The organism is Thermosyntropha tengcongensis (assembly GCF_055381335.1).
Genome location: NZ_AP042437.1, coordinates 2,292,323 through 2,318,832, shown reverse-complemented (window position 1 = coordinate 2,318,832; position 26,510 = coordinate 2,292,323). Strand labels below are relative to the sequence as shown.

Here is a 26,510-nt window from a genome sequence, read left to right as displayed (position 1 = left end):
TTTTTCACTACAATTATATTGTTTTTTAAGGTATCTTACAAGTAAGCAAAGGAGGGAAATTTTTTATGATACTCATGATTGATAATTATGACTCATTTACCTATAACCTGGTACAATATCTACAGGAACTTAAACAGGAAGTAATCGTCAAGCGCAATGATGAAATAACCCTGGAAGAAATAATAGAGCTGGACCCTGACCATATATTTATATCTCCCGGCCCCTGTACCCCCAATGAATCAGGGGTAAGCCTTAAAGTGATACAGGAACTCTCCGGGAAGATTCCCATTTTCGGTATATGTCTGGGGCATCAGGCTATCGGCCAGGTTTTCGGAGCCAAAATAGTCGTCAACTGGAGGCAGATGCACGGCAAAACTTCCCCCGTATACCATGACGGCAAAGGGGTTTTTACGGGCCTTCCCAATCCCCTAACCGTGGTACGCTACCACTCCCTGGTCATAGACCCGGAAAGCGTACCGGAAGACCTTATTGTAACCGCCCGCACCGAAGAAGGGGAAATTATGGGAATAAGGCATAAAAGCCTGCCGGTAGAAGGGGTACAGTTTCATCCCGAATCTATCCTTTCCCAGGCCGGGCACCAGATGCTCAACAATTTTATAACCATCTATACCAAAAAACAACCAGGCTAATACAAGGCAAAGCGAGGAGTAGACGATGGAGTTTAAAACTGAATTCGATACCATGGAAAAAATCTACCAGGATATGTGCCATAAAGCAACTAATCCCAAAAATTTTTTCTTTACTTCCAGATACGCCACCCTGCGCTCCATGGTAAAAGAAGTAGGGCAAACCGGGGAAAAAACCCTGAACAATTATATAGATGTCCTTATGGGGGAAAAAGATTTGCCCCATTTTTCTCAGGTAAAACTTTACATGTGCTATCCTGAACGCTACCTTAAAACCAAAAAAGACAAGCCTCTCTCTCCAGAAAAAAAGGAAAAAATAAGAACCATGCTGGAACAAACTGCCGCTTTAGGCCTTATCGTCCATCTGTTCCTGGTAGCTGAACCCTGCCGGGAAAAAAACTTTTCTTCCATAAACATGGAAGAAGTAGAAAAAGAATGGTCAAAAAGGATTTTAAGAACCGACCGGGTGTTAAAACAGTACAATATCGGGGTACGCAAAATGCCAGGCAAAATATTTGACGCCTTTTATAAAGAATATATTGAACCTTTTATTACCGGGGAACTTAACATAAGCGGCTTTTTGAAAAAGAAAAAACACTACGACTTTTTCCACAGGCTCTTTTTCAGCGGGGCTTTACTGGGCCTGGAGATAGATTTTGCCTGCCGTATGCTGAACAAATAGCCAAAAAGCGGGGATGCCCCGCTTTTTGTTATAATTCCACCTTATTGTTGTATACCAGAACTGCCAGAACAAAAACGATTAAAGCTTCTGCCGCTATAATAGTAAAAGCCCAGGAAAAAAGGTTAATCAATATCTGGCCAGGCTCCAAAAATCCTATCCCCCTTAAGGAAAAAATGTCCACTATGACCATATCCACCTTCTTAAAAAGCCACCACAGGGCTACAAACACCAGAGCAGTAACCCCTCCTTTTAAACGGGTAAAAAGGCTTCCTATCAGCTGGCTCAAGAAACTCAAGCTTATCACATAAGCCAGAAAAGCCAAGCCTATCAGATAGATGCACACATAAAAATCCCAGGGCAGCCACTTTTCCCCCAGTTTTAACATTTCCCCAAAATCTGGCATCATATGAAATCCCAGGAAAATCCCGCTTATCCCTACCGCCAGGGTGCCCACCACATACTGGGTAAGCAGAGCCAGCAGCTTGCTTCCCAGTACCATCCCCCCTTTAACAGGCAGAGAAAGGGTTAAATATATAGTATTGTTTTGCCACTCCCCGTTTAAAATGCGAAAAGAAGATATAACCGGCATAAGCATTGCCAGGCCCCCCATCAGCACAACTGGGAAAAAGATATATCCAAAAGAAGCAGCATCTCCGCTGCGGCTGAAAACAAATATACTTGATAAAACGACAAGCCCCAGGGTAACCCCTGTATCAGTAGCCAGACACCTCATTTCTTTTATGTAGAGACTTTTAAGCATCCCTGCCTTAGTCACCCTTCATCAACTCCTTCATTATTTCTGCCAGCGACATCCCCCGCTCCTGTCTCGCTTCTTCTGCGTCCTGCTTTAACACTATCTTCCCTCTCTTTATAAAAGCAACCTCATCTACCAGATTCTCAACCTCCCCGATCTCATGGGTAGAAATGATAATAGTCTGTTCTCCTTCCCGATAGTCCCGAATGAGGGTATTAATTATCTCTTCCCGGCTTAAAATATCTATGCCGGAAAGCGGTTCATCCAGCAGAAGATAAGAAGAGTTCCTGGCTACCGCCAGCAGCAGCTTGGCTTTAGCCCTCTGGCCTTTAGAAATCTTGCTCACCTTCATATCCGGTTCCAGGTTTAAAAACCGGAGAAGCTCCTGGTATTTATTATCATCCCAATCCGCGTAAAACCCTCTTATAAAACCCGCCGCTTCCCCTATTGTCATCCAGGGATAAAGATAGTCGACTTCCGGCAGATAAGCTATTTTATCCTTAACCTCCTGAGGTTTTTTCCCATCTACTTCTACCTTCCCCCTGTCCGGCCGGCTGATGCCAGCTATCATTTTAAGGGTGGTTGACTTGCCTGCTCCATTGGGCCCAAAAATCCCTATTATCCTGCCTTTCTGAAAACTTACCGTAACATTATCCAGAGCTGTAATCTTTCCATACTGTTTGCTGACCTGGTTAAACTGAATCACGCTTGTTCCCCTCCTCTTTCCAGAAATCTCTCGACCAGCAGCCTTATTTCATTATCGCCAAAACCCAGTTCTCCCATTTCCCGGATAAAGTTCTCTATAAGCTCTTTTGCCATTTCTTCCTTCACAGCTGTCAGCATCTCCTCACCTGCCTTAACAAAAGTCCCCTGCCCTCTCAAAGTCTCCACCAGGCCCATATTTTCCATCTCCCGGTAAGCCCTCTGCACAGTATTGGGATTTACCTTCGTCATCTGGGCATATTCCCTTTGGGAAGGAATTTTATCCCCTGCTTTCAGCTCTCCTCTTATCATCCTGCGTTTAAAATCTTCAATAATCTGCAGGTATATCGGCCGGTCAGCAGCAAACGGCATCTCTTCACCTCCTACCTAGTGTACTAGTTTTATAGTACACTAGGTATATAATATTGTCAAGTTCTCATCTGTTTACAAAAAAAGATATAAGAAGCTTTAAAAGCCCTTATACCTATTAAAACCTCTGTTCTTTAAAGATTAAAATTACCCCAAAAACCTGCGCCGGTGAGCAGTCAAAAGTATCGCCTCCTTTACGCGCTCCGGGTTTTCCTGCTTCATTGCCTGTATCGCAAACCTTTCTTTTTTCACTGACATCCTCATCTATCGCTGGTTCTGCAATTTAAAATCAAAGATGATAAATTAACGCGGTTTGTGTTTCTTCCCCGCATTTTCAAAATTTAATGCTTTTAAAACCTATTTATCCTGTTTCAAACAATACCTCAAATCAGTCACCTGTTTTTGTTAAAAAAAGCAACAGCTCCTTTCAGGCTGCTGCTGTAATTTTTTACTTAATATCTTACCTAAAGCTAATTAATAAAGAGGATTAATCTCTACCGGAAAACCTGCATTCTTTATTTGAAGAGCATCCTTTTCTAAATCCCGGCTCAATTTTTCATAATCTCCTTTTGCTGTCACCCTTACTGGACCGAGATAGTTTTTAGCACATAAATCTTCTGGTTTTTTCAGTTTTATCCATTTATTGTCCACCTTTACTTCCATAGTTATATCCACAGCATCCCTTTCTTTAAGCTCATCTTCCAGTATCTCCAGGTCCTTTGAATGCAGAATAAAAGAAGATGAAGGATGTTCTCCAATAACTATTTCTATCCCTTCAGGTTCGTCCTTTTTCTCTCTATTAACCTGCTCCGTTTTCTTGCCACATCCCGTTCCCAGCATCAACGAAAAAATAAACATCCCGGTCAAAAATACATGATAAATTTTCATATTCAGCCTGGTTCACATACCTCCTCCCCCTTTTTTCCCATTACTTAATTTTTATGGTAATGCTGCTGTATTTTTTTTTGTCAATCCAAGTTAACTTATCTAAAATATCCTCCCATTTTAAAACAAAAACAGCCCGAAGATTTATCACCCCCCAGGCTGTTTTTATCCACAGCAGTTTTTAAAAAAGGCTACTTTTCTTTTTCCTCCTCACGGCTTATATATTCCCTTATTATCATCCTTACCAGGGCACTGCGGGAAATCTGTTTTTCCCGGGCCAGACGCTTTATATCCTCAACCTGCTTTTTGGTCAAATAGAAAGTGGCATGTTCGAATTTGTCGGTGGCCATTTTAACCTCCCCTCTTTCTACCCTCCGGCAAAATCTATGCTTTGTGGATATTATATGTAAATAATGCCTTTTCTGTTACTGTCCCTATCCTGCAAGATTTGCCTTAAGTTCAGCCAGCTTTCCCTGCATGGTTCTTCTTCCTGTGCGTATTATTTTCCCTGCCTTATCTATATCCCCTAAGCCTATTTCCGGAAGCGGGGGAGATAATACCAGGTCAGAATAATACTCCAGAACATCACCGGAAGTCTCATAAACCAGGATGCTTAAAGTCCTCTTTATTATCTGCTCAATGCCTTTAACCGGTGTATCATACAGTGCATGCCCCAAATTTACGGATAAAACATATTCTGCCCCCATCTGTTTTAGCGCTGCACATGGGACTATTTCCCGGATTCCTCCGTCTACCATCTGTATGCCATTAAATTTTGCCGGAACAAAGGTTACCGGTATAGATATGCTGGCCCTCACCGCTTCACTGAGATATGCTTTTCTTATTACGGTTACCCCTTTATCTGCGCCTTTCAAATCCCGATTGGTAAAAATAACTTCCCTTCCGCTGTCGATATCACAGGCCACTATAGCTACCGGCATAACCGCATCATCCAGGGTCCTCCCCCCGGTCAGCTTATATACCATTTTCTCTATCTTATCTCCCTTTATGAATCCGCTCAGAGGGGCCTTAAATTTGGGAATATATAAAGAAAAAACATACTTCAGCAATCCCTTAAAGTCATAATCCAGATAATCCTTTTTGTCCAGATTCAGCACCAATTTTTCCATGGCATAAGGAGAAACTCCGGCAGCCAGAAGAGCGGCTATTATGCTTCCAGCACTGGTTCCTGCCACCATGGAAACCGGAATCTTATTTTCATATAAAATCTGTAATATCCCTATATGGGCTAAACCCTTAAGCCCTCCTCCTCCCAGAGCTATACCCAGCCTTTTCACATTTTCCCCTCTCTTTTCCCTTAAGCCAGCCTCCGGCCAGGCTATCTAGATTCAGCGGTTGCACTTCCTCACCATAAAATTGGTGACTTTCCTAACCGTACTCCGGTTATTTTCCAGGAGTTCCTCCCAGAACTTGCGGTATTCTTCCGCTTCTGTATTCTCATTAAAAACAACCATCTTCTTTTCCATCTCTTTCATCATGCTTACTACTTCCTCCAGCTTTATCCGCATACGGTTTTTTTCTTCCCGGCTTATTTTAACCGATGACAATTTTATCCCTCCTTTCTCTCCTGGCAAAATAAATGCCCGGCTTGATTTCCGGGCATAACTTCTATTCAAAGCTTATTTTACAAAGTAGTCTTCGGGCTCAATTTCTCCATATACTATTACATCGTGCATTTTGCCGAGCTTATTGATAATGTCTACATATACCTTCAATCCTATGCAGGTTCCCGCTACCGGAGTGGTCAAATTGCAGGGATTGCTCGGGTCTTCGCAGCTCCCTTTAATCTCGAAATCAAATGACCAGTTCTTGAGGATGACTTCTGACTGTTCAATTTCTTCCCGGAATTCTTCCATGGTAAGGGGCGGGTCAAATTCATCCAGTTCTATATTCTGTTCATATCTGTCATTAACCGTTATTATTTGATATTCGCCATCTACTATGACAAACATTATTACTTCATAGTCAATAACCATTCTTACCCGGTGGAAAAGGATTTCTGAGGAGGCATTTATAACTTTAACCTTTATATCTTCTACGGCACATATTTTTCCTCCCACCTGCTCTTCAGGTACACAAAAAGACGTATCCAAAATCTGCACCTGTTTGGCTACATATTTTGCTTTTATGACCCTGGCCCACAAATCAAGCATGCAGCCTTCCGGAAATTCACACTTAAGCCCATCACGACTCATGTACTTTCCCCTCCTTATTATCTGCCCTTCCTGCTTTACGCAGTTTTTAAAACTTCTTTCTAGATTTCTAGGATATACTATGAAACCTTAAGGCAAAGTGTTACTCTTTAAGGGAGGGAAAATATTTTTACCGGCTCATTACATGCTCACATTCTACAAAAGGAGCACAGAAGATTTTAAACCCCAGGCTCCTTGCTTCCTCACAAAAGCCTATATCTTCAGCTCCATATATATCCGAATACCTTGCTCCCCTTTCTATTACCCTCCTGTGGATAAGGCAGGCAGCACCGGTTACATCAACCTCCAAAATCTTCTCCCGGGGAAAATCCTTTATATGCACATACCTGCCGTTTCCAGCTTTCCTCAAGATATTAAAAATCTTCCCATCTTTAAGCAATTCTCCATTGGGAACCAGAGCGGAAATTATGTCACATCCATGCTCGATAAGGCTGGACAGGGCATGAGGAGGAACAATGATATCACTATCCACCGAAAAAAGGTAGGAACATTCTGAAAGCACAAACTGATTAAGCAGAAGATTTCTCAAATAAGCCAGGTTTTTAAAACAGTACTCGCCTCTTTGTTCCCCCCGGGGATGATTAAAATTAACAACACATATCTTAACCGGGGAAAAAGCATTCCTGGCAAACTGATGAAGCAGGGTTTCTGTACCATCTGTCGAGTTATTGACAATAAAACAGTATTCACGGTCCTGGTGCGGATAATCCATAGCTTCCAGCGCTTCAAGATAGCGGGGCAAAATCCAGGCCCGGTTGCGCACCGGGCACCCTATCATCACTTTTATACCAGCCATAATCTATCACCGTCCCGTTCTGAAAGAAAACACCGGCCGGCTTATTATATTTATACGCAGGCTTCCCCTTATTAAAGGGCTTATAAGGCCTGTTCCGCCTAGCTCTTTTAAAGCGGCAAGCCTTAATTTCAAGCGGCGTCCAACTTTAAGCTTTCTTCCCGCGCCGTTTAAATTTGCAAAACCGCCGCTCAAATAAACAGGCTCATTAAAAGGGGTTTTAAGCAGTTCTTCATTTAATGCTGCTATATGCTCTGCCGTGATGGCTATATTATTTGCCGCTTGTTTTTTTTCAGCCAGCCTGGCTTCTATTATGCCTGCAATCTCTTCCGCCCTGGCCAGCCAGGAATTATTGCGGGCAGTTAAAAGCCTTCGGCTCCTTTTCTCCAAACTATCTTCTTTAAGTGCTTCCACAACCGCATGGATAAAACTTTCATGGCTATCTGCTGTATATATAAGTTCCCTGTATTTTTCCGCTTCCGGTATAGAAACAGAAACAATAGGCATGCCTACCGCCATGTACTCCCACATCTTTATAGGATTTACCGCTTCCACCATACTCGTACGCTTAAACGGAATTATTCCGACATCAAACATCTGGGCATAAGCGGGCAAATCCTTATAATCTTTGTAGCCCAACCAGTGAATATTAGCCTTTCTGGGTACTTGAGCGACATTATAGAGCGGCCCCACCATTACTATATTGTACTGTGGAAAAGCCTCTGCCAGTTTTTCTATAAGCTCTAAATCAACCCAGGTAGCTACTACTCCTATATAGCCAATAATAGGTCGCTTAATTCCTGCTATATCAGGAGGAATAGGAAGGTCAGTGCGGGAAAAATGTTCAAAATCGCATCCATTCGGCACCAGATAGGTAAATGGATTAATCTTTTGCGCCCTTAAAAAAAGCTTATCGGAAGTGGCAAGCACTATATCGGCAGTCTTCACTGCCTTTTCATAGTAGGGAAGCCAGCTCGCAAACTCCCCGCTTGGATCATCCACGCTGTCAAACACAACCAGAAAAGGGTTATACCTCCATATCATGTCCGCCTGGGCAGCTGAAGTATAATATACTACCGGCCTTATATTTTTAAGGTAAGCTTCAGGATTTACATTGTTAAAAAGGTACAAATTAGGCAGTACATTATCGATTCCCCTGCTAACCCGGCTCTGGGGACCTGGATTATTAAGATAAAAACAGTTTATTCCCAGGCGGGCAAAACTCTGCATCAAATGCTGCGGCCTCTGCACCAGGTAATAATAATCCAGAGTCGGCGGGTATAATATGCAATTGATATTTGCCATCAAAGTTCCCCCTGTTTTCTAAAATAACTGTCTTATTATCATATGCCTTTTCCGCACAATAAGTACCTTTTTACCATCCTGCCTGGCTCAAAGCTTCCAGAATGCGCACATGATAGGTATGCTTCCGGTAAACTTCCTCCTGCCCCCTTAAAGCTATTTTTTCCCGTTCCCGGTCATGTTCAAGATACCAGTTTACCAGTTCGAAAGTTTCCTGTGAGCTTTTAGTCCATACCAGATGATAGTGGTTTTTAAAAAAACATTCTATCGCTTTAGTCCACTGGGTAAGATAAAAACCCCCGCACCCTAAAACTTCAAAAGTGCGCATACTCATCATGGTAAGGGAATTATCCACCGAATGCAGCCCTACCACGATTTTAGCGCTGGCATAAGCAGAAGGGAGTTCTTCATACGGCATCATTCCCCCATAATATTGGGGAGGTATATAATAGGGCCGGCTGGTATCCAGCCACCACTCATTGCCGTATATCTTTATATCATAGTTGTTGTCTACCAGGGCCCTTATAATATCATTTATTCCCTTTAATCGGGCAGGATGGTAATCATAGTTGTTGCCCACAAAAATAATGTCGTGGCTGAATCTCTCTTTTTTCTCACCCCGGTAGTGAAAGCGGGGATGGCAGCCAAACATCAGGAGATAGGCGTTTATGCCTTTTTTTCTGTATTCTTCTATGCTTTCCAGACAGGGGGTAAAAACATGAGAAGACCTTTTAGCATAAGGCAGGGATAAGTGGTCAAAAGCTACCGGATCTTCGATAGCCCAGTACATATGGGGAATTTTCATCTCTTCCAGGAGGGGAAAAATTTTGGACATGCGGTTAATCCCACCGTCATTAAAAACATAGTCAGGCTTGAATTCTTTAAGATAGGGATAAAGAGAGTCTTCTCCATCTAAAAAAATCCACTTCACTTCATGTCCCAGATCCGAAAAAGCAGCCCCTATTCCATATTTAATAATAGGGGCGGTATTAACAAAAAGTATACGCAAAAAAATTCCCTCGCCCAAAAATATTTATCCTACTATATGCAAAATGCGGATGAAGATTTCTACAAATAATTCATTCACCTCTAAACATCTTTTTTATTCTGCGTCCTAAAGCAATTTCTCCCGGCATCATAGAAGCCTTTTTAGCAGGCCAAAAAATATCTCTGTTTTCCATTCGGCCATTATCCTGTTTTTCGGTCATCTTTTTATAATTATTTAGCTGTTCCTTAAGCTCGATATTACGCCGTTCCGCTTTTTTTATCCCCTGTTTAAGGCTTTTTATATCCTGTTCATACATAAAAAGCCTTTGTTTTAAATGATAGTTTTCCGCGCTCAGACGCTCTATTTTCCCCGCCATATCAGGATAAAAACACTCTTCCTGCCAATCATCCCCGTTTTCTTCCCCTGCTTCTGCAATCCTAACCTCCCGATAGGAAGTTATAAAAACAGTATATATAATGTGAATCCCGACATGGATTTCACCGCTTATTTCCTCACCCCGCACGGAAAAATCCAATATCTTTATATGAGCCTGTATCTCTTCTTCTTTTTTGCCCTCATAAGCGAAAGCACCCAAAGCTATATTATCATTGATAACCTCCTGCCAGGTTTTAAGCTGAATTCCATTTCCTCTTTCTACCAGGCATAAAATATCGGCTTTCATTTTTACCGCTATACTGGTACCATAAACACCTGCTTCATATTCCCTGAGCTTTATTTTTAAATCTTCTATCCTGTTTAATCCTTCTCCCAGCGGATAGGATTTGTCCAGGTTTATAACCCGGGGTTCATAAAGTTTTCCCATAATAACCGGAGCCCATATATACAGTTCTCCCTTCATCGTCATCCCTCAAAAACAGATTTTGCTACCATATTTATATTTAAAAACCTGCAGGCCTATGATTGCCAATAAAAAAGGCTGCCTTACAAAGCAGCCATTATTATATTTCCCGGTTATTCTATTTATTCATTCACCGCCGCTATCTTTATTTCCTCATTCTGCTTGCCGTAAACAAAAAGTTCAACAGTGGAAGTAAGGACATCTGCATAGCTGTACGATACCCTTCTTTCCACTTTTCGTTCACTGATTTTTACTACAAATATATTAGGGTATATGGATTCTAAAACTCCCTCTCGTTCTACAATGCGGTTTCTTCCCTTATTGGCCTTTAACTTCACCCTGCTTCCCACAAAAGACTCCAGGTCTTTCCTTATATCTGCCAAAGCCCTGGGAGAACTCACATTATCACCTTCTTTTATTTTTTTAATCGTAATAATTGTACCCTAAACCCCATTTAAAGTCAAGTTTTAAACTAAATAGTATATTAAAATTTTTCATATATGTCAACAACGTTTAATTACAAAAATAAAACAATTTTTTAACATGGGCTTAACATTTCGATAAAAAATCTCATATTACTTCGTATATTTATCGGCTACCTTGCTTGCAGCACAGGCATCCGGCTTTATCCTGGCAGCAAAGCCGCTGCCGATAATCATGCCAGTAATTTCCTTGACCAGTTCGCGAGTATCCCCTTCAGTTCCCACATCCAGGTGAATTTCCACCGGCAGGTTATCTTTTCCCTTTTCTTTTAAAAGGCGGGAAAGTTCATCAGCCAGGGACAGGCTTAAAGAAGCTTCATAAAAAATGCGCTGGCGCATACTCCTTATTCTCGGTTCCACTTCCTTATAATAGTAGTAGCGGGCTCCTTTTCCTATGCGGTGTACGATTACCGCACTTACAAAACAGGTTTCCCTTCCCCAGGCCTTGGAATCACTGCCCACTATTATCTTGTAAGAACGTTTGGTGTCCTCGCTTATGTAGCCAACAATATCTTCGACTACCTCATCAATAGTCATTTCTCCCCGTGAGGGACTTCTAAATTTCACAATTATTTGCCTCCTGTTCTCCCAAAAGATCCGCAATAAGCGCAAATTGTTCAATAGTCAAATCTTCCGGCCTGCTGTCAGGCATAACTCCTGCCTGTTCCAGCTTTCTTCTTATATCCTGTTTATCCAGACGGTAAAAAGCGCTGCAGACATTAAGAATAGTCTTGCGCCTCATCTGAAATGCTTTCTTCACCAGGTTTTTAAACCTTGTTTCATCTTTTACCTGTACCCTCTTTTCCTTTAAAGGGGTTATCCTGATTACTCTGGAATCAACTTCCGGTTTGGGATAAAAACAGTTGCGGGAAACATCAAGCAAAAAATCTGTTTGCGCATTATATGCTGTCATAACTGTTAAAAGACCATAATCTTTATTTCCAGGAAGTGCCAGAATCCTTTCGGCCACTTCTTTCTGCATCATAAGAGTAGCACTTGTAAGGTTAGGACACTCTTCCAGGAGTTTAAAAATTATAGGGGTGGTTATATTATAGGGAATATTGGCACATACTTTATACTCCGGAACCTTCTCCAGATTAAAAACTTCCTTAAGTTTTTCTTCTATGTCTAATTCCATAATATCGGCAAAAATTATCCTTGTATTGTCAAATCCCTCCAATATTTTTTTAAGAGGTTCCTTAAGGCTGGTATCTATGTCAACGGCCATAACCCCCCGGCTGTTTAAAGCTAATTCCCTGGTCAAGGCTCCCAGGCCTGGCCCTATTTCCACTATATAATCATCTTTTTCAATTGGAGACAGCTTTACAATTTTTCTTACTATATTGGCATCAACCAGGAAATTTTGCCCCCACTTTTTGCGGGGCATAAGGTTATATTCCTTCATTAATCTGTTTACTACCGCTATAGAAGTCGTATTCTCCATCTTTACTCCTCTTCTTGCCAATTCTTTATTTATTACCCTACAAAAATAAAATTCCCAACTCAATAGGGACATTTTCTTTTTATTATAATAATGTACCTTATAAATTTTGTTTATATTATATGAATATATTGTAAATCATTTTATTTTGCAATCCATAATAAAAATTAAAACCTATTTCTAACGCAATAAACTTTTCTACAACAACTGGTCAATTTGTTTTCCTTCAAGTTTCACCTAATTTAAAGCCAAAATATACCGTAAAAAATTGAGCACTTCTGACAAAATTCAGTCACTATATAAAAACATATAAAAATACAGCAGTTTTTTTATGCCTGAAAAAATAATAATTTATTCCTTTTTATTTAAATCGCTATTAAAAGGAATAGTTCTTGCATTACAATTATTTTGTGACAAGTAAAAATTTCTTTCTTGAGAAGCTGAACATCTAAATGCTTCCCGGAAATAAAACTTTAAAAAGGAGAGCCAGAAGATGAAAAAAGAAGAGCTTAAAGCTGATTTTCTCTTGTTGCTTACCGCTGCCATATGGGGATTCGCGTTTGTAGCTCAAAGAATGGGGGCACAGTATATAGGGGCTTTTACTTTTAACGGTATCAGATTCGCACTAGGTGCTTTCTCGCTACTTCCCTTAATCGCTATATTCGCGCGCCAAAGAAACAATAACCATATCCCTGCATCAAAAAGTCAAGACAAAAAAGCTGTTATATATGGCGGCCTTTTAGCTGGAATCATTCTTTTCAGCGGTGCCTCCCTTCAGCAGATTGGCATCGCAAGCACTGAAGCTGGCAAAACTGCTTTTATAACCGGCTTATATATAGTGCTTGTACCTCTATTCGCAAGCTTCATCGGCCACCGCATCCAGTTCAACCACTGGCTGGGTGCTTTTTTAGCCATAATAGGATTATTCCTTTTAAGCGTAAACAGCGATTTTTCTATCGCCCGCGGAGATTTCCTCATATTGATAGGCGCCTTCTTTTGGAGTACCCATATTCTAGTCATCGATTATTTAACTAAAAAAACTGACCCTCTGCAGCTCTCTGTAGCGCAGTTTTTAACGTGTTCAGCACTAAGTTTGATATGTGCTCTGATATTTGAAGATATCCAATGGGCAGCCATAAAAATGGCGCTTATACCTATATTGTATGGAGGCTTGTGCTCAGTAGGCATTGCCTATACCCTGCAAGTGGTAGGCCAAAAACACGCACATCCAACTCATGCCGCTATTATTTTAAGCTTAGAAGCAGTTTTCGGAGCTATAGGGGGGATATGGGTATTAGGAGAAGTGATAACCTCCAGGGGCTATATAGGCTGTGCCCTGATGTTAGCGGGAATGGTAATATCTCAGTTTAAATCCAGTTAAAAATACCTCACTCTAAAACCCCTGACACCAAGCGGAAGGCTAAAACTGTTAAAGCTATAATTATTCTGCTTAGCCTGATAATTTAAAATTCTAAGCTTGATCTAAAAAATGCTCAACTTTAAATTTTTCCTATATCTGTAACCAGCCCTTGCGCTAATTTTTGGGCAAAAAATATAAAAACACTAATCAATTTAATATAAAGAAATTTGCCAAAAATCCGAATACAATCTCAAAATACTATTTTTAGGCATAAAAATTGCATTATCTAAAAAACAAAATCTCCTTTTACTCTGATGGGAGGTAAGGTTTAAATGAAATTGCGAACAAAGCTGATGGTGGCTATTTTAGGGGTAACAATTTTTTCTCTTTTCGTAATATCTGGATTAGGCTATAACAATGCTAAAAAACAGCTGGATGAAAACTTGCGACGCCAAGCGGGAATAGCAGTAAAAAAAGAGGTAACCCGCATCGATGGGTGGTTAAACGCCAAGGTGCGACTGCTGGAAGGAACGGAAGAAATAATAAAACATTCTACTGATGTGGATAAAGTGCCTGAAACGCTGTTAGCCTCTTACAAAACTGATCCCGAAATAACAGATATATATATCGCTTTTACTGATGGCAGAGTAGTTGCTGGAAGCGGATGGAAGCCCGAACCAGGTTATGATCCCCGCAAACGCGACTGGTATCAAATAGGGATTAATTCTTCCAAGATAACATTCACCAGCCCCTATATAGATCTGGATACTAAAAAATGGATACTGTCCGCTGTAAAAAGCCTGCGCGATAGAAATGGGAACCTTAAAGGAGTAATCGCTGAAGATATACTCCTGGGAGCGGTGGTAGATCAGGTAAAGCACATGAACATAAACGGCATTGGTGAAGGATGGATACTAAGCAATGATGGCACTATTTTGGCTCAAAATAACTCCGACCTTATAGGGAAAAATCTTTTTGAGTTGAAAAAGTTTAGTCAACTAGCAAAATATATATTTTCCAAAAAAGAAGGGATTTATAAATACAAAGACAGCGATTCAGACAAAAAAATAGTATTTTTTGCGCAAGTCCCTTCCACCGGCTGGATTATAATGTTTTCAGCTGATGAAAAAGAAATTTATGCGCCATTAATAAAACTAAAGTACCGTTATCTATTCTTAAACCTGATGGGTATACTCCTTACATCAATCATAGTGATTCGCCTCAGTAAATGGCTTATAGATCCACTAAGCAACCTGGCTGAACAGATGGAAGCCGTTAAAAATGGCGATCTTAGTTCTTCAGCAACTATAAAATACAAAAACGCAAATGATGAAATAGGTGAAATTGCCCTCAGTTTTGAGCATATGCGCACAGTCCTAAAAGACATGATTAAAAAAATAACTGAAAAGGCCTCTTTGCTCTACTCCTCCAGTGAAGAAATGAAAAACCTGACCAGCAAACTAGACAAATTCGGGACAGAAGTAGCTTCTTCAGTTGATGATATAGCTAAAGATATAGAAAGTTTAGCTGGCGTGGCTGAAGAAACCGCCGCTTCTGAAGAAGGCATCGAAAAATTATTGCAAGAAATACAGTTAAAGGCTTATGAAGGCTCAAAATTAGCAGAAGGCATACGAAACGAAGCCTTCAAAGTAAAAAAAGAAACAGCTAAAGCTAAGAGCCGAAATGAAGAAATTTACGATCAGATAAAAGGAGAGCTTACGAAAGCCGTATCTGAGACTAAAGTAGCTGAAGAAATACGCGAATTATCCACTCTTATCGAAGGCATTGCCAGACAAACAAGCTTATTAGCATTAAACGCCGCTATCGAAGCAGCCAGAGCTGGCGAAGTGGGGAAAGGCTTTGCAGTAGTAGCAGATGAAGTCAAGAAATTAGCTGAAGATTCCTCACGCGCTGTGTCCCGCATAAAAGAATTAACACAAAAAATGGAATCTGCTGTCAAAAAGGTCGCAGAAGCTACTCAAAATGTTTTCGATTTTCTCGGGCAAGATCTAGCCAAAGACTATTCCTATATGATGTCTACAGCAGAACATTATTACAACGATGCGGAAGAAATGTTTAACCTGATCAAAGAGACCAGCGAATTGGCGAATCTAATATCTTCCGCGGTACATGACATGAGCAAAACCATAGCTACCGTAACTTCTAATGTAATAGAAAGCTCTACGCGCATAGGCGATATACATCAACAAGTTTACAATACTGCGGATGGGGTAACGCAAATAAATCTTCATGCTCACAGCATCCATGAAATCGCCAGTCATCTAGATGAACTGGTAAAACAATTTAAATGCTAATCTTATGCTTTCAATTTTTGCCTTTTTGCAAAAACTAAATCTAAATATAAGTATTAAAAAACATAAAAAAGATAATTTTTTTAAAATACTTCTATAAACTTACATTATCCATTATCAGTCGTTGGTTTCAGTTTCACATGAACAAATAAAAATTTTCTTCATCCTAAATAAAATCTATAAGGAGGGTTTTATTATGTCCAAAGAAGTAGTGCTGGTAGGGGCTTGTCGTACACCGATAGGAACATTTGGGGGTAGGCTTAAAGATGTAAGCGCAGTTGAATTAGGGGCTTTAGTGATGAGAGAAGCATTAAACCGGGCAGGATTAAAAGGGGAACAGCTGGATGAGGTTATTTTTGGCTGTGTCCTGCAGGGAGGGCAGGGGCAGAATGTAGCAAGACAGGCAGCAATAAAAGCAGGCATACCTGAGACAGTAACTTCTTTTACCATAAACAAGGTATGCGGTTCAGGCCTCAGATCCGTAAGCCTGGCAGCCCAGATTATAAAAGCAGGGGATGCGGATATTATTCTGGCGGGTGGAACTGAGAACATGTCAGCAGCTCCCTATCTTCTGGAAAAGGCCCGTTTTGGCTACCGCATGAACAGCGGTGTGCTGGTGGATATGATGATTAAAGATGGCCTCTGGGACGCTTTTAATGACTATCATATGGGAATAACCGCCGAAAACATCGTGGAACAGTGGGGAATAAGCAGGGAAGAACAGGATGATTTTGGGTATCGGAGCCAGGAACTGGCCAAGAAAGCCATAGAAGAAGGAAGGTTCAAAGATGAGATTGTACCGGTAGTAATTAAAGACAAAAAAGGCGATATAGTTTTTGATACCGATGAACATCCAAGGCTTACTACCCGTGAAAAAATGGCTGAGCTTAAGCCAGCTTTCAAAAAGGATGGTACCGTCACAGCTGGCAACGCTTCCGGCATAAATGACGGAGCAGCGGCTGTAATAGTCATGAGTGCGGAAAAAGCCGAAGAATTAGGGATAAAACCGATGGCCAAGATCGTAAGCTATGCTTCCGGAGGGGTTGATCCCAAAATTATGGGCATAGGGCCGGTTCCAGCGACCCGCAAAGCTTTAGAAAAAGCAGGGCTTACCCTGGATGACATAGACCTGATTGAGGCAAATGAGGCTTTTGCTGCCCAATCCATTGCGGTAGCCAGGGAATTAGGCTTTGACAAATGTATGGAAAAAGTAAATGTAAACGGGGGAGCTATTGCTTTAGGGCATCCTATTGGTGCTTCCGGTGCCAGGATTCTGGTTACCCTGCTTTATGAAATGCAGAGGCGCGATGCCAGGAGAGGACTTGCCACCCTCTGTATAGGAGGAGGACAAGGAGTAGCCATGATAGTTGAAAGATAAAAAACGCTTAAGGAGTGATAAAAGTGAACTTCAAACTTAGTGAAGAACATGAGATGTTTAGAAAAACCTTTCGCGATTTTGCCGAAAAAGAAGTAGCGCCTACCGCTGCGGAGCGGGATGAGGAAGAAAGGTTTGATATGGAACTGTTTTACAAGATGGGGGAACTGGGCATGTGCGGCCTTCCCTGGGAAGAAAAATATGGCGGGGTAGGTGCTGACTTTTTAGCGTATGTTATTGCCGTAGAAGAGCTTTCCCGGGTTTGCGCATCAACTGGGGTAACCTTATCCGCTCATGTTTCCTTATGTTCCTGGCCGATATGGAAATTCGGGACCGAAGAGCAGAAGATGAAATATCTGGTACCTTTGGCAGAAGGCAAAAAATTAGGGGCTTTTGCTATTACCGAGCCAGGAGCGGGGAGTGATGCAGGAGCTACCAGGACTACTGCTGTTTTAGATGGTGATGAATATGTGCTAAATGGGACCAAGGTATTCATAACCAATGCCTATTATGCTGACATTTATGTGGTTATAGCCCGTACCGGGCCTAAAGAACTGAAGCATAAGAGCATAAGCGCGTTTATTGTAGAAAAAGGAACCCCTGGTTTTAGTTTTGGCAAGAAGGAAAAGAAACTGGGCATTCGCTCTTCCGCCACCTATGAACTGATATTTGAAAACTGCCGCATACCGAAAGAAAACCTTTTAGGCAAAGAAGGAGACGGCTTTAAGATAGCCATGATGATACTGGATGGCGGGCGCAATGGCATAGCAGCCCAAGCGGTAGGCATAGCCCAGGGAGCTTATGAATTTGCCTTAAATTATGCCAAAGAAAGGATTCAGTTTGGCAAACCTATTGCGGAACAGCAGGCTATTCAGTTTAAGCTGGCTGATATGGCTACCAGGATAGAAGCGGCCAGGCTTTTGACCTATCAGGCGGCCTGGCTGGAAAGCCATGGTTATCCTTATGGCAAACAGAGTGCTATGGCCAAAGTTTTTGCGGGTGATACAGCCATGTGGGTTACTACCGAAGCAGTGCAGATTTTGGGAGGTTATGGCTATACCAGGGAATATCCGGTAGAGCGTATGATGAGAGATGCGAAAATAACCCAGATTTATGAAGGGACAAACGAAATCCAGAGGATAGTAATAGCCAACCATATTCTAAAATAGCTAAAAGGCGGCAGATGCCGCCTTTTAGCTATTTCACCACTATAAAAATTACAAACACTTCTGGCTTACCCCTGCCTCCTCAAAAGTAGCCATCTCATCTATTATCCTCAAAGCAGCATCTATTATATGCATCATAAGTACCCCACCAGTACCTTCTCCCAGTCTCATATCCATAAAAAGAGCAGGCTTTAACCCTAAGTGCTCAAGCACTATACGATGTCCTGGTTCCATAGAACAATGAGAAGGGAACATGTAATTTACGCTTAAAGGTGCTATCCTAGAAGCAACTAATGCCGCAACGCCTGAAATAAAGCCATCTATGACTACCGGCTTCTTTTGGGCACCTGCGCCTAATATACACCCTGCCATCCCCGCAATCTCTAAGCCTCCGACCTTAGCTAACACATCAATAGGATCATCTGGATCTATAACATTAACTTCCAGGGCTTTCTTTATCACTTCTACTTTCCTTTTCCATGCCTGGTCATCAAGTCCACTTCCCATGCCCGTTACATCTTCAACAGAACACCCTGTCAGTGCTGCTAGCAAAGCAGAACTGGCAGTGGTATTCGCTATCCCCATCTCACCAATTCCAATCAAATCAGCCCCTTTTTGTATTTCATCCCCAGCTATTTCTATACCTACCTCAATCGCCTTGATCGCTTCTTCTCTAGACATAGCAGGCCCTTTAATAAAATTATCAGTTCCTTTTTTTATCTTCCTATCTATAACTCCCGGTGGGACTATATCAGAATTTACCCCTATGTCAACAACTACTACCTTAGCTCCTATATGGCGGCTTAGCACATTGATGGCTGCACCCCCATTTACAAAATTATGTACCATCTGCACAGTAACTTCCTGGGGATAGGCACTCACTTTTTCAGCTGCCACCCCATGGTCTGCTGCCATAACAATGACTACTTTATTCGGCAGCCTTCCTCGCACTATCCCTGTAATTCCTGCCATCTTGGCAGCAATCTCCTCCAGCATGCCTAGGCTTCCGGTAGGTTTAGTAAGATTGTCAAGCCTCTTTTTAGCTTCCAAAACAGCTGCGCGATCTACCTCCTCGATGCTGTTTACTGTCCTTTTCAAAAGTTCCATCGCCAATCCATCCTTTCCCTCTAGTTTTTAAATTTTTATTTTATAATTTGCTTCCCCTGTCTTTAAAATCCTAGATACTAATTTTTCCTCCCACTCCACCACTATCATTTTCCCATTGCCAGGTATACATCTGGAAACTTTTTCCCACTCCATTTTTAATGTCTTCATCAAAATCAGCCCGATTATTCCACCATGAGTAACTACCACATAATTTCTAAAGAACATAGAATCTTCTATTTCTTTTAAAAAATGTTCTACACGCCTATAAACTGACGCTAGATTTTCCCCTCCAGGAGGAGCGACTTTAAAGGGATTGTCAAGCCATGCCTGGTAAGAAGTGCCATCTTTCTGCATAATTTCCTCATAGGTTTTTCCTTCCCAATGACCAAAGTTAATCTCCCTTAGCTGTTTCCTTATTTCTACTTCCAGGCCAACTTTGTCCCCTATTATCAGGGCAGTCTGCAAAGCCCTTTTAAGGTCGCTGGAATAAATTTTGTCAATATTTTCTCCTTCCAGTATAGAAGCTAAAATATTAGCCTCTTTTATCCCATTGTAATTAAGCGGTATATTGCTGTGTCCCTGATAGCGTCTCATCTTGTTCCAGTCAGTTTGTCCATGTCTTACCAAATATAATCTAGCCATAATAAACCTCCATAAAATCCCTTATAAGCTCTAATAAAAAAATATTCTCTTCCTCCCGTTTTACAGCTAGACGCATATATGTGTCATCTAAACCATAAAAATCAGCGCAATTTCTAACTAAAACCCCTTTAGAAGCCAACTGCTTCGACAGGGCAAATATGGCAAATGGCAGTTTTACTAACAAATAGTTGGTATGAGAAGTGAACACTCTTAAGCCTAATTCCGTTAGTTTTTCTTCCATATACTTTCTCTGCTCTTCTATAAACTCCACACTAGCCAACTGGTATTTTTTATCCTTAACAGAAGCAATAGCCGCCGCTTCAGCCATGACATTCACATTCCAGGGAGGCAAAATCTTTTTTACAGAATAACTTAAACACTCATCCGCCACCATAAAACCAATGCGCAACCCTGGCAAAGCGTAAAACTTCGTAAGCGACTTTATGACAATCAAATTTTTGACTTCTCCCGCTTTATCAATGACCGAAATCTCCTGGTTCATGCCAGTAAAATCAGCAAAAGACTCATCCACAATAAGCGTCGCTCCCATTTCTTTTAAATAGTAGGCAAGGTTTAATACCTCCCTTTTTAAAACTACTTTGCCTGTAGGGTTGTTGGGATTGCACAGAAAAACTGCTTTTACCTTTCTATCAATCATATTGGAGCGCAAATAAAGCATTAATTCTTCCACATCCAAACTGAAATCCCCAGCTTCAGAAAGCACATAGTAAAACACGTTTCTGTCAGGGCAAACTCTCACCGCCCTTTCATACTCTGTAAAAGTAGGGCAAATAATAAGGGCAGAAGGATATTTCAAAGCTTTAGAAACTGCATATATCAGCTCAGTAGCCCCATTGCCAACTGATATCAGCTTTTCCTCTATGCCATTAACTTCAGCAATAACTTTAATCAGTTCCCGGTAAAAAATATCCGGATACCAGGTTATTTTTTCAATAGCCCTAATAATAGCTTCTTTAGCCCCTTCAGGAGGCCCTAAGGGATTTATATTTACACTAAAATCAATTACCTTTTCCGGCTTTATACCAAATTCATCCATGAGATACCATCTATTTCCCCCGTGTAAAAAGGCAAAATCACCTTGATGTTTATAAATACCTTGTGTTTTCACAAAAATTTCACCACCACAATAAACAGCACAAGAAATCCCGCAAAAATTATCTCGTTCGTCGCTCCATAACAATCACCTGTAAGCCCCCCCAGCTTATTTTTTAAAAATAAACCCAATCCATAAGCTAACCCTAGCGCCCCAGCTGCTGCCAAAATCGCCTTCCAGGAACCTAAAACAAAAAGCGATATAATTGCGATAACCGTTGCTATTACAAATTCATGCCAGCCCGTATAATCGCTAAACGGCTTCCCTGTTCCCGGTTCTTTCCTGGCATAAGGATAAGCAAATATATTTAAAACCATACTCCACCTTGAGGCTACAGCAGCCATTACAATAGCTGACACTCCTTCCCTATAAGGTATCGCTGCCAGTAAAGCCATTTTCAAAAAAGCAGCGCCTATTCCCGCCATCACCCCCATAGCCCCTACCCGGCTATCTTTCATGATCATAAGCGCCTCTTCAGGCTGCCGGTTGCTGAAAACGCCATCCGCAGTATCCATGAGCCCATCAAAGTGCATGCCCCTGGTAATAAAAAAGTCGGATAATATGACCATAACAGCTGCTATAAGTGGATTTTCAAATATATTCCATGCAATAAGCCAAACCACAGCCATAATAAAACCTATTAGCAAGCCAACCAGGGGGAAAAACATCGTTGCTTTCCCTATTTCTCCTGCTTTAAGGTCTGCTGGCAATTTTACAGGTATACATGTAAGCAGCCCTAGGGTAACTAAAAACCTTGTAATCACAATATATCACTTCTCCAAATGAAAATTATTATTGCGACAGCCACAGATAACAGAGAAGCAAAATGCATAAGACTTACTGCTTTCTTTATATCCTCCACCACAATAGGACGATTCATCTCCCCTATATAAGGCCTAAAGGAAATTTTTCCTCCATAGAAATTATTCCCACCCAGTCTTATTTTTAAGGTTCCCGCCACCGCTGCCTCAGGGAAGCCGCTGTTAGGGCTGGGATGAGCACGAGCGAATTTGCGCACGATTTTCAAAGCATACCAGGCGTCATACCTTAAAAACCAAGCTGCCAAGAGCAAAAACACCGCTGACAAGCGAGCAGGTATAAAATTGGCCAAATCGTCAAGTTTAGCGGAAGCCCAACCAAAATAAAGATATCTCTCGTTCTTGTAGCCTACCATAGAGTCAAGCGTATTTATCGCCTTATAGGCCAGTGCCAAAGGAACTCCTCCTATGGCTGCATAAAATATAGGTGCCACAATTCCATCACAAACATTTTCCGCTACTGTTTCGATGGCTCCTCTTGCTACCTCTGCAGCTGGAAGGTCATAGGTATCACGTCCTACTATTTCAGACAAAGCTTCCCTTGCCCTCACTAAATCCCCTTTATTCAGCTCATAAAAAACCTTCATCCCCGCATTCGCTAACTCCCGCGTACAGATAGCTGTATAAAGAAAGTACACGGATAAAAACCAATTTAGCCATCCATATATCTTATCAGCTATATATAACAATAACCAAACTAAAACATAAGTGCCCCCCGGCAACAATACCGCCAAAACAATGCCTGCATAAATCTGGCGTTTCTTGTTTAAATAAGGCTTATACAAAAAACGCTCCAGCAGTGTGATACATCTGCCCATAAGCCTGACCGGGTGAGGAATAAAATGAGGATCACCAGCAAACAGGTCAAGTATATAAGCCACAAAGATTTTTACTGCCATAGCGTTATTCCCTCATGAAAAAAGAATTTTGTAAATTAATTCCACATTCAAATGTTGTCTAAAAAAAGCTGCCAGTTTCCCATATCTATCTAAATCTAAACAAAAACTTTCTTTCTCTTCCTCAATCCCGCTATAAATATCCGCCTTGCCTCTTTTTCTAACATAGGCCAGCCACTTTTTGCGGATTCCAGCCTCATCAAAAAAGCCGTGCATATAAGTTCCCATAACATTTCCTTGTTCATTAATAGCCCCTTCCACATCCTGCACCTCTTTGCCCATTCTTCTTTCCACCCTCATAAGTGGCATGCCATCCTGCCCCAAGGTAGTCATTCCCATATGTATTTCATATCCTTTGACTTTTTCCCCTCCTAACAAAGGTATATAATCCATAATTTTCCCTTCTGTCTGCACAGTTACCTTATCAGCCCCAAAAGTAGTCTCTACATCTAGCAGGCCTAAACCAGGCAGCAGCTTATATGTTGATTCCTTTTCATCCGGATCATATAGCCAGTTACCTAACATCTGGTATCCACCGCATATTCCCATCACTACCGTTCCTGTTTTCGCTAGCTCTCTTATCCGCTCAGCTAATCCTGATTTCTTTAGATACAATAAATCCTGCATAGAGTTTTTACTCCCAGGAATAATGACAGCATCTGGATTTCCTAACTGTCCTGGATGATTTACCCACCTTATTCTTACACCATCCTCCCTTTTTAAGGGATCAAAATCAGTAAAATTAGATATCCTTGGCAAAACTATTATGCCTATCTCAAGTTTCCCATCATTTTCAGCTTCATAAGCCTTTCTCTTAAGCTCCTGTAGAGCAACAGAATCTTCCTCCCCAATATCTATCTCAGTAAAAGGAATCACTCCTAGCACAGGTTTATTCGTTCTCCGCTCAAGCCACTCAATACCTGGTTTTAAAAGGTTAAAGTCTCCTCGGAATTTATTAATAACAAACCCCGCAATAAGCTTTTTATCTTCAGGTGGCAACAATTCCAACGTGCCAACCAAAGACGCAAAGGCTCCTCCTCTATCTATGTCTGTTACCAAAATCACAGGCGCTTTTGCCATTCTGGCAACCTTCATATTGGCTATGTCAGTTTCCATGAGATTGATTTCCGCTGGGCTGCCTGCCCCTTCTATAACGACTATCTCATATCGGCATGCCAGCTCATGATAACACTCCTTTACAACCTCCCATGCCTTTGGTAAAAACAGCTGCCTATAATCTACCGCTGACATATCGCCTACAGGCTTTCCCTTTACTATAACTTGCGATAAATTATCTCCCTTAGGCTTAAGAAGAATAGGATTCATCAACACACTAGGCTCTACTCCAGCTGCTAATGCTTGACTCCACTGCGCCCATCCCATTTCTCCCCCTTCATGAGTTACCCGTGCATTTAAAGCCATATTCTGGGATTTAAAAGGAGCCACTTTATACCCATCTTCCCTGAAAATACGGCACAAAGCTGTGGTCAAAACACTTTTTCCCACATGGGAAGAAGTCCCCTGTATCATAATCGCCCGGGCTTTATCAGTTCTCATAAGCCTTTTTCCCATTTTCCAGCACTCCTATACTTTTCAGCTCTACAGGTATACCTGCCACTACCAGATAAACCTCATCAGCATAAACTGCTACTCTCTGGTTTACCCGTCCCAATATATCGCGATAACTCCTTCCCAAAGGATACTCAGGAACTATTCCCCATCCCACCTCATTAGTGACAAATATAACCTGTGCTGGCAACTTAACAGCAGTATCTATAACTTCATCTGTTTCTTTCAATATATCTTCTTCTATCCCTGATAAATCACAGCTGTATAACCCGCCTTCCATATTTTCCAAGCTCGTTTTTTCCAAAAGTATGTTGGCTACCCAAAGAGAAAGGCAGTCTACCAAAACTACCTGGGTTAACTTCCCGGCCTCTTTTAGCGCCCAGGCCAATTTATATGGCTCTTCAATGGTAATCCAATGCTTTGGCCGCCTTTCTTTATGCCTTTTTATGCGTTCCTCCATCTCTTCGTCACAAGGCACACCAGTAGCTACATAAGCTACCTTTTCTTTCCTGGCTTTAGCCAGCTTTTCTGCCCATAAACTTTTGCCACTCCTGCTCCCCCCTGTCACCAAGATTAACTCAGCCATCAGCTATTTCCCCCTTCACCACACCTATAATCGCCGCCAGATTTGCAATGCGACAAAAAAACATCCATCACATTCGGGTAAGCGGCTAAATCAACATGCAAATAAGTAGCCAGCAGATTACCTTCCGCAAAACCTTCCTGCCCTTGAAATCTGTTGTCAGCAGACCACAGTTCATAAGCGAAAGAAGTTTTATGGTACTCAGTATAAGAATAATGGAATTCATGCCCTTTTATGACTTGCCCAGGCCCGCCAAAGACACAAGGCCTTAACAGCCTTCCATACCTATAGCCCATGCCTGCCAGTCGCCCTGTCATATAACAGTCAGCTGGCACAATCCCCACACCAGGATAGGAGCCCCCATCAGTTTTGACAATCTTTTCACATAAATACATCAAGCCACCGCACTCCGCATAAATCAATCCTCCACTCTGTCTTAACCTCCTAATCTCTTCACGCAAAGAATGATTCTGAGCAAGAACATCAACATACTCTTCCGGATAACCTCCACCCAAATAAAGCCCATCTACTGGGCTAGGCAAATATTGGTCGCGAAGCGGGCTAAAAAACTTAAGTTTTACCCCTTTTTTTCTCAAAATATCAAACGTGCTTGTATAGTAAAAACAAAAGGCCTCATCATACGCTACCGCCAATGTTACATCATGGAAATCTTTTTCTGGATTAAAAACTCTTGCATTATCCGTTTCCAACATCCCCGCATCAAGGGCAATATTAATCAACTGGTCTATATCAACAGAATCTAAAACTATTTTCTCCACCTGTTCTATATATCTTTTCACATAAGAAACAGCATCCCCGTAATTAATATTGATTACAGGGATTAACCCCAGATGCCGCGCTGGCAGCTCATTCCCCGCCAGCTCCTGAATCACGCCTAACACCTTAATCCCGCTTTCTTCTTCAATTGCCCTCCTAGCCTCTTCGCCACGGCGAGCTCGGTTTATTATCACTCCTGCCAGCTTTATGTCCTTTTCAAAATTGGCAAAGCCATATACGACCGCTGCCAGGCTTCTAGCAGACATGCGACCATCCACAACTAGCACAACTGGCATCCCTAAAATTCTAGCGATATCAGCTGAGCTTCCCAGACCCCTGGTTCCTCTTATACCGTCAAATAATCCCATAGCTCCTTCCACAACTGCCACATCCGCACCTTCACTAGCCATCAAAAAAGTTTCTACCAGCTTTTTCTTGTCAACCATCCATACATCGAGATTCCAGGAAGGTCGTCCGGTAACTAAAACATGGTAGGTAGGATCTATATAATCAGGGCCTACTTTAAATCCCTGCACCTGCCATCCTTTGCGCTTTAATGCCATCATAAGGGCAGCAGACAAGCTAGTTTTCCCTACTCCACTTGCCGTTCCTCCAATCAATACCCGTGGAATTATTTTCATAGCTTTTTATCC

At 41.6% G+C, this 26,510-nt stretch carries 29 protein-coding genes; 6 read left to right on the top strand and 23 right to left on the bottom strand.

The features are described from left to right. The first annotated feature begins 65 nt into the window (after positions 1-65). Positions 66-650, top strand: a complete 585-nt coding sequence (locus ACZ42E_RS11365) for an anthranilate synthase component II (protein ID WP_464892419.1) — start codon at positions 66-68, stop codon at positions 648-650. Between the two features lie 25 nt (positions 651-675). Beyond that, positions 676-1,329 carry a hypothetical protein gene (locus tag ACZ42E_RS11360; protein WP_464892418.1) on the top strand — a complete coding sequence of 218 codons (654 nt, stop codon included), beginning with the start codon at positions 676-678 and terminating at the stop codon, positions 1,327-1,329. Between the two features lie 28 nt (positions 1,330-1,357). Here the strand turns inward: ACZ42E_RS11360 and ACZ42E_RS11355 are convergent, their stop codons facing one another. The 15 genes from ACZ42E_RS11355 to rsmA form a co-directional block, all read right to left on the bottom strand. Continuing rightward, a complete protein-coding gene (locus ACZ42E_RS11355; RefSeq protein WP_464892417.1) occupies positions 1,358-2,104 on the bottom strand; it encodes a hypothetical protein in 747 nt (248 codons plus the stop codon). After that, a complete protein-coding gene (locus tag ACZ42E_RS11350) occupies positions 2,097-2,789 on the bottom strand; it encodes an ABC transporter ATP-binding protein (RefSeq protein WP_464892416.1) in 693 nt (230 codons plus the stop codon). Before ACZ42E_RS11350 ends, ACZ42E_RS11355 begins: the two co-directional genes overlap by 8 nt. Further along, entirely contained in the window at positions 2,786-3,157 is a 372-nt protein-coding gene (locus ACZ42E_RS11345; RefSeq protein ID WP_464892415.1) for a GntR family transcriptional regulator, read from the bottom strand. Before ACZ42E_RS11345 ends, ACZ42E_RS11350 begins: the two co-directional genes overlap by 4 nt. A 471-nt stretch (positions 3,158-3,628) precedes the next feature. Then, positions 3,629-4,042, bottom strand: coding sequence for a hypothetical protein (locus tag ACZ42E_RS11340; protein WP_464892414.1), 414 nt, complete (start codon positions 4,040-4,042; stop codon positions 3,629-3,631). A gap of 188 nt (positions 4,043-4,230) precedes the next feature. After that, positions 4,231-4,389, bottom strand: a complete 159-nt coding sequence (locus tag ACZ42E_RS11335) for a ribbon-helix-helix protein, CopG family (protein WP_464892413.1) — start codon at positions 4,387-4,389, stop codon at positions 4,231-4,233. 84 nt (positions 4,390-4,473) lie between these two features. Further along, positions 4,474-5,337 (bottom strand): patatin-like phospholipase family protein, encoded by an 864-nt coding sequence (locus ACZ42E_RS11330; RefSeq protein ID WP_464892412.1) that lies wholly within the window; start codon positions 5,335-5,337, stop codon positions 4,474-4,476. Between the two features lie 51 nt (positions 5,338-5,388). Further along, positions 5,389-5,607, bottom strand: coding sequence for a hypothetical protein (locus tag ACZ42E_RS11325; RefSeq protein ID WP_464892411.1), 219 nt, complete (start codon positions 5,605-5,607; stop codon positions 5,389-5,391). Between the two features lie 72 nt (positions 5,608-5,679). Further along, positions 5,680-6,255 (bottom strand): hypothetical protein, encoded by a 576-nt coding sequence (locus ACZ42E_RS11320; protein ID WP_464892410.1) that lies wholly within the window; start codon positions 6,253-6,255, stop codon positions 5,680-5,682. A gap of 127 nt (positions 6,256-6,382) precedes the next feature. Next, entirely contained in the window at positions 6,383-7,069 is a 687-nt protein-coding gene (locus ACZ42E_RS11315; RefSeq protein WP_464892409.1) for a glycosyltransferase family 2 protein, read from the bottom strand. 6 nt (positions 7,070-7,075) lie between these two features. Continuing rightward, positions 7,076-8,371 carry a glycosyltransferase gene (locus ACZ42E_RS11310; protein WP_464892408.1) on the bottom strand — a complete coding sequence of 432 codons (1,296 nt, stop codon included), beginning with the start codon at positions 8,369-8,371 and terminating at the stop codon, positions 7,076-7,078. 70 nt (positions 8,372-8,441) lie between these two features. Next, positions 8,442-9,377, bottom strand: coding sequence for a CgeB family protein (locus ACZ42E_RS11305; RefSeq protein ID WP_464892407.1), 936 nt, complete (start codon positions 9,375-9,377; stop codon positions 8,442-8,444). A 70-nt stretch (positions 9,378-9,447) separates the two neighbouring features. Next, positions 9,448-10,215: a hypothetical protein gene (locus ACZ42E_RS11300; RefSeq protein WP_464892406.1), complete on the bottom strand. Its 768-nt coding sequence runs from the start codon at positions 10,213-10,215 to the stop codon at positions 9,448-9,450. A 122-nt stretch (positions 10,216-10,337) separates the two neighbouring features. Further along, positions 10,338-10,616, bottom strand: a complete 279-nt coding sequence (locus tag ACZ42E_RS11295) for a Veg family protein (protein WP_464892405.1) — start codon at positions 10,614-10,616, stop codon at positions 10,338-10,340. A gap of 174 nt (positions 10,617-10,790) precedes the next feature. After that, positions 10,791-11,264 carry a ribonuclease H-like YkuK family protein gene (locus ACZ42E_RS11290; protein ID WP_464892404.1) on the bottom strand — a complete coding sequence of 158 codons (474 nt, stop codon included), beginning with the start codon at positions 11,262-11,264 and terminating at the stop codon, positions 10,791-10,793. Further along, positions 11,254-12,141: a 16S rRNA (adenine(1518)-N(6)/adenine(1519)-N(6))-dimethyltransferase RsmA gene (gene rsmA, locus ACZ42E_RS11285; RefSeq protein WP_464892403.1), complete on the bottom strand. Its 888-nt coding sequence runs from the start codon at positions 12,139-12,141 to the stop codon at positions 11,254-11,256. Before rsmA ends, ACZ42E_RS11290 begins: the two co-directional genes overlap by 11 nt. Before the next feature lie 490 nt (positions 12,142-12,631). Here rsmA and ACZ42E_RS11280 point away from each other — a divergent pair, with 490 nt between their 5' ends. From ACZ42E_RS11280 to ACZ42E_RS11265, 4 genes are all read left to right on the top strand, one after another. After that, entirely contained in the window at positions 12,632-13,519 is an 888-nt protein-coding gene (locus ACZ42E_RS11280; protein WP_464892402.1) for a DMT family transporter, read from the top strand. Positions 13,520-13,830: 311 nt separating this feature from the next. Next, positions 13,831-15,813 (top strand): methyl-accepting chemotaxis protein, encoded by a 1,983-nt coding sequence (locus ACZ42E_RS11275; RefSeq protein ID WP_464892401.1) that lies wholly within the window; start codon positions 13,831-13,833, stop codon positions 15,811-15,813. Positions 15,814-16,006: 193 nt separating this feature from the next. Next, entirely contained in the window at positions 16,007-17,188 is a 1,182-nt protein-coding gene (locus tag ACZ42E_RS11270) for an acetyl-CoA C-acetyltransferase (RefSeq protein ID WP_464892400.1), read from the top strand. A 23-nt stretch (positions 17,189-17,211) separates the two neighbouring features. Then, the gene (locus ACZ42E_RS11265) at positions 17,212-18,354 is read left to right on the top strand and encodes an acyl-CoA dehydrogenase (protein ID WP_464892399.1); all 1,143 of its coding nucleotides are present in this window, start codon (positions 17,212-17,214) and stop codon (positions 18,352-18,354) included. A gap of 48 nt (positions 18,355-18,402) precedes the next feature. Here ACZ42E_RS11265 and cobT read toward each other — a convergent pair whose 3' ends face one another. The 8 genes from cobT to ACZ42E_RS11225 are packed head-to-tail and all read right to left on the bottom strand — an operon-like array spanning position 18,403 to position 26,498. Next, positions 18,403-19,458 carry a nicotinate-nucleotide--dimethylbenzimidazole phosphoribosyltransferase gene (gene cobT / locus ACZ42E_RS11260; RefSeq protein WP_464892398.1) on the bottom strand — a complete coding sequence of 352 codons (1,056 nt, stop codon included), beginning with the start codon at positions 19,456-19,458 and terminating at the stop codon, positions 18,403-18,405. A 27-nt stretch (positions 19,459-19,485) separates the two neighbouring features. Continuing rightward, positions 19,486-20,100: an alpha-ribazole phosphatase gene (gene cobC, locus ACZ42E_RS11255; RefSeq protein WP_464892397.1), complete on the bottom strand. Its 615-nt coding sequence runs from the start codon at positions 20,098-20,100 to the stop codon at positions 19,486-19,488. Continuing rightward, positions 20,093-21,229, bottom strand: coding sequence for a threonine-phosphate decarboxylase CobD (gene cobD / locus ACZ42E_RS11250; RefSeq protein ID WP_464892396.1), 1,137 nt, complete (start codon positions 21,227-21,229; stop codon positions 20,093-20,095). Before cobD ends, cobC begins: the two co-directional genes overlap by 8 nt. Then, complete coding sequence (gene cobS, locus ACZ42E_RS11245; protein WP_464892395.1) at positions 21,226-21,978, bottom strand: adenosylcobinamide-GDP ribazoletransferase; 753 nt, start codon at positions 21,976-21,978, stop codon at positions 21,226-21,228. Before cobS ends, cobD begins: the two co-directional genes overlap by 4 nt. Then, positions 21,975-22,931 carry an adenosylcobinamide-phosphate synthase CbiB gene (gene cbiB / locus ACZ42E_RS11240; protein ID WP_464892394.1) on the bottom strand — a complete coding sequence of 319 codons (957 nt, stop codon included), beginning with the start codon at positions 22,929-22,931 and terminating at the stop codon, positions 21,975-21,977. Before cbiB ends, cobS begins: the two co-directional genes overlap by 4 nt. 12 nt (positions 22,932-22,943) lie before the next feature. Then, on the bottom strand, positions 22,944-24,500 hold the full coding sequence (locus ACZ42E_RS11235; RefSeq protein ID WP_464892393.1) for a cobyric acid synthase: 1,557 nt from the start codon (positions 24,498-24,500) through the stop codon (positions 22,944-22,946). After that, positions 24,475-25,083 (bottom strand): bifunctional adenosylcobinamide kinase/adenosylcobinamide-phosphate guanylyltransferase, encoded by a 609-nt coding sequence (gene cobU / locus ACZ42E_RS11230; protein WP_464892392.1) that lies wholly within the window; start codon positions 25,081-25,083, stop codon positions 24,475-24,477. Before cobU ends, ACZ42E_RS11235 begins: the two co-directional genes overlap by 26 nt. Continuing rightward, a complete protein-coding gene (locus ACZ42E_RS11225) occupies positions 25,083-26,498 on the bottom strand; it encodes a cobyrinate a,c-diamide synthase (RefSeq protein ID WP_464892391.1) in 1,416 nt (471 codons plus the stop codon). The genes cobU and ACZ42E_RS11225 overlap by 1 nt, the downstream gene beginning before the upstream one ends. Between the last annotated feature and the right edge of the window lie 12 nt (positions 26,499-26,510).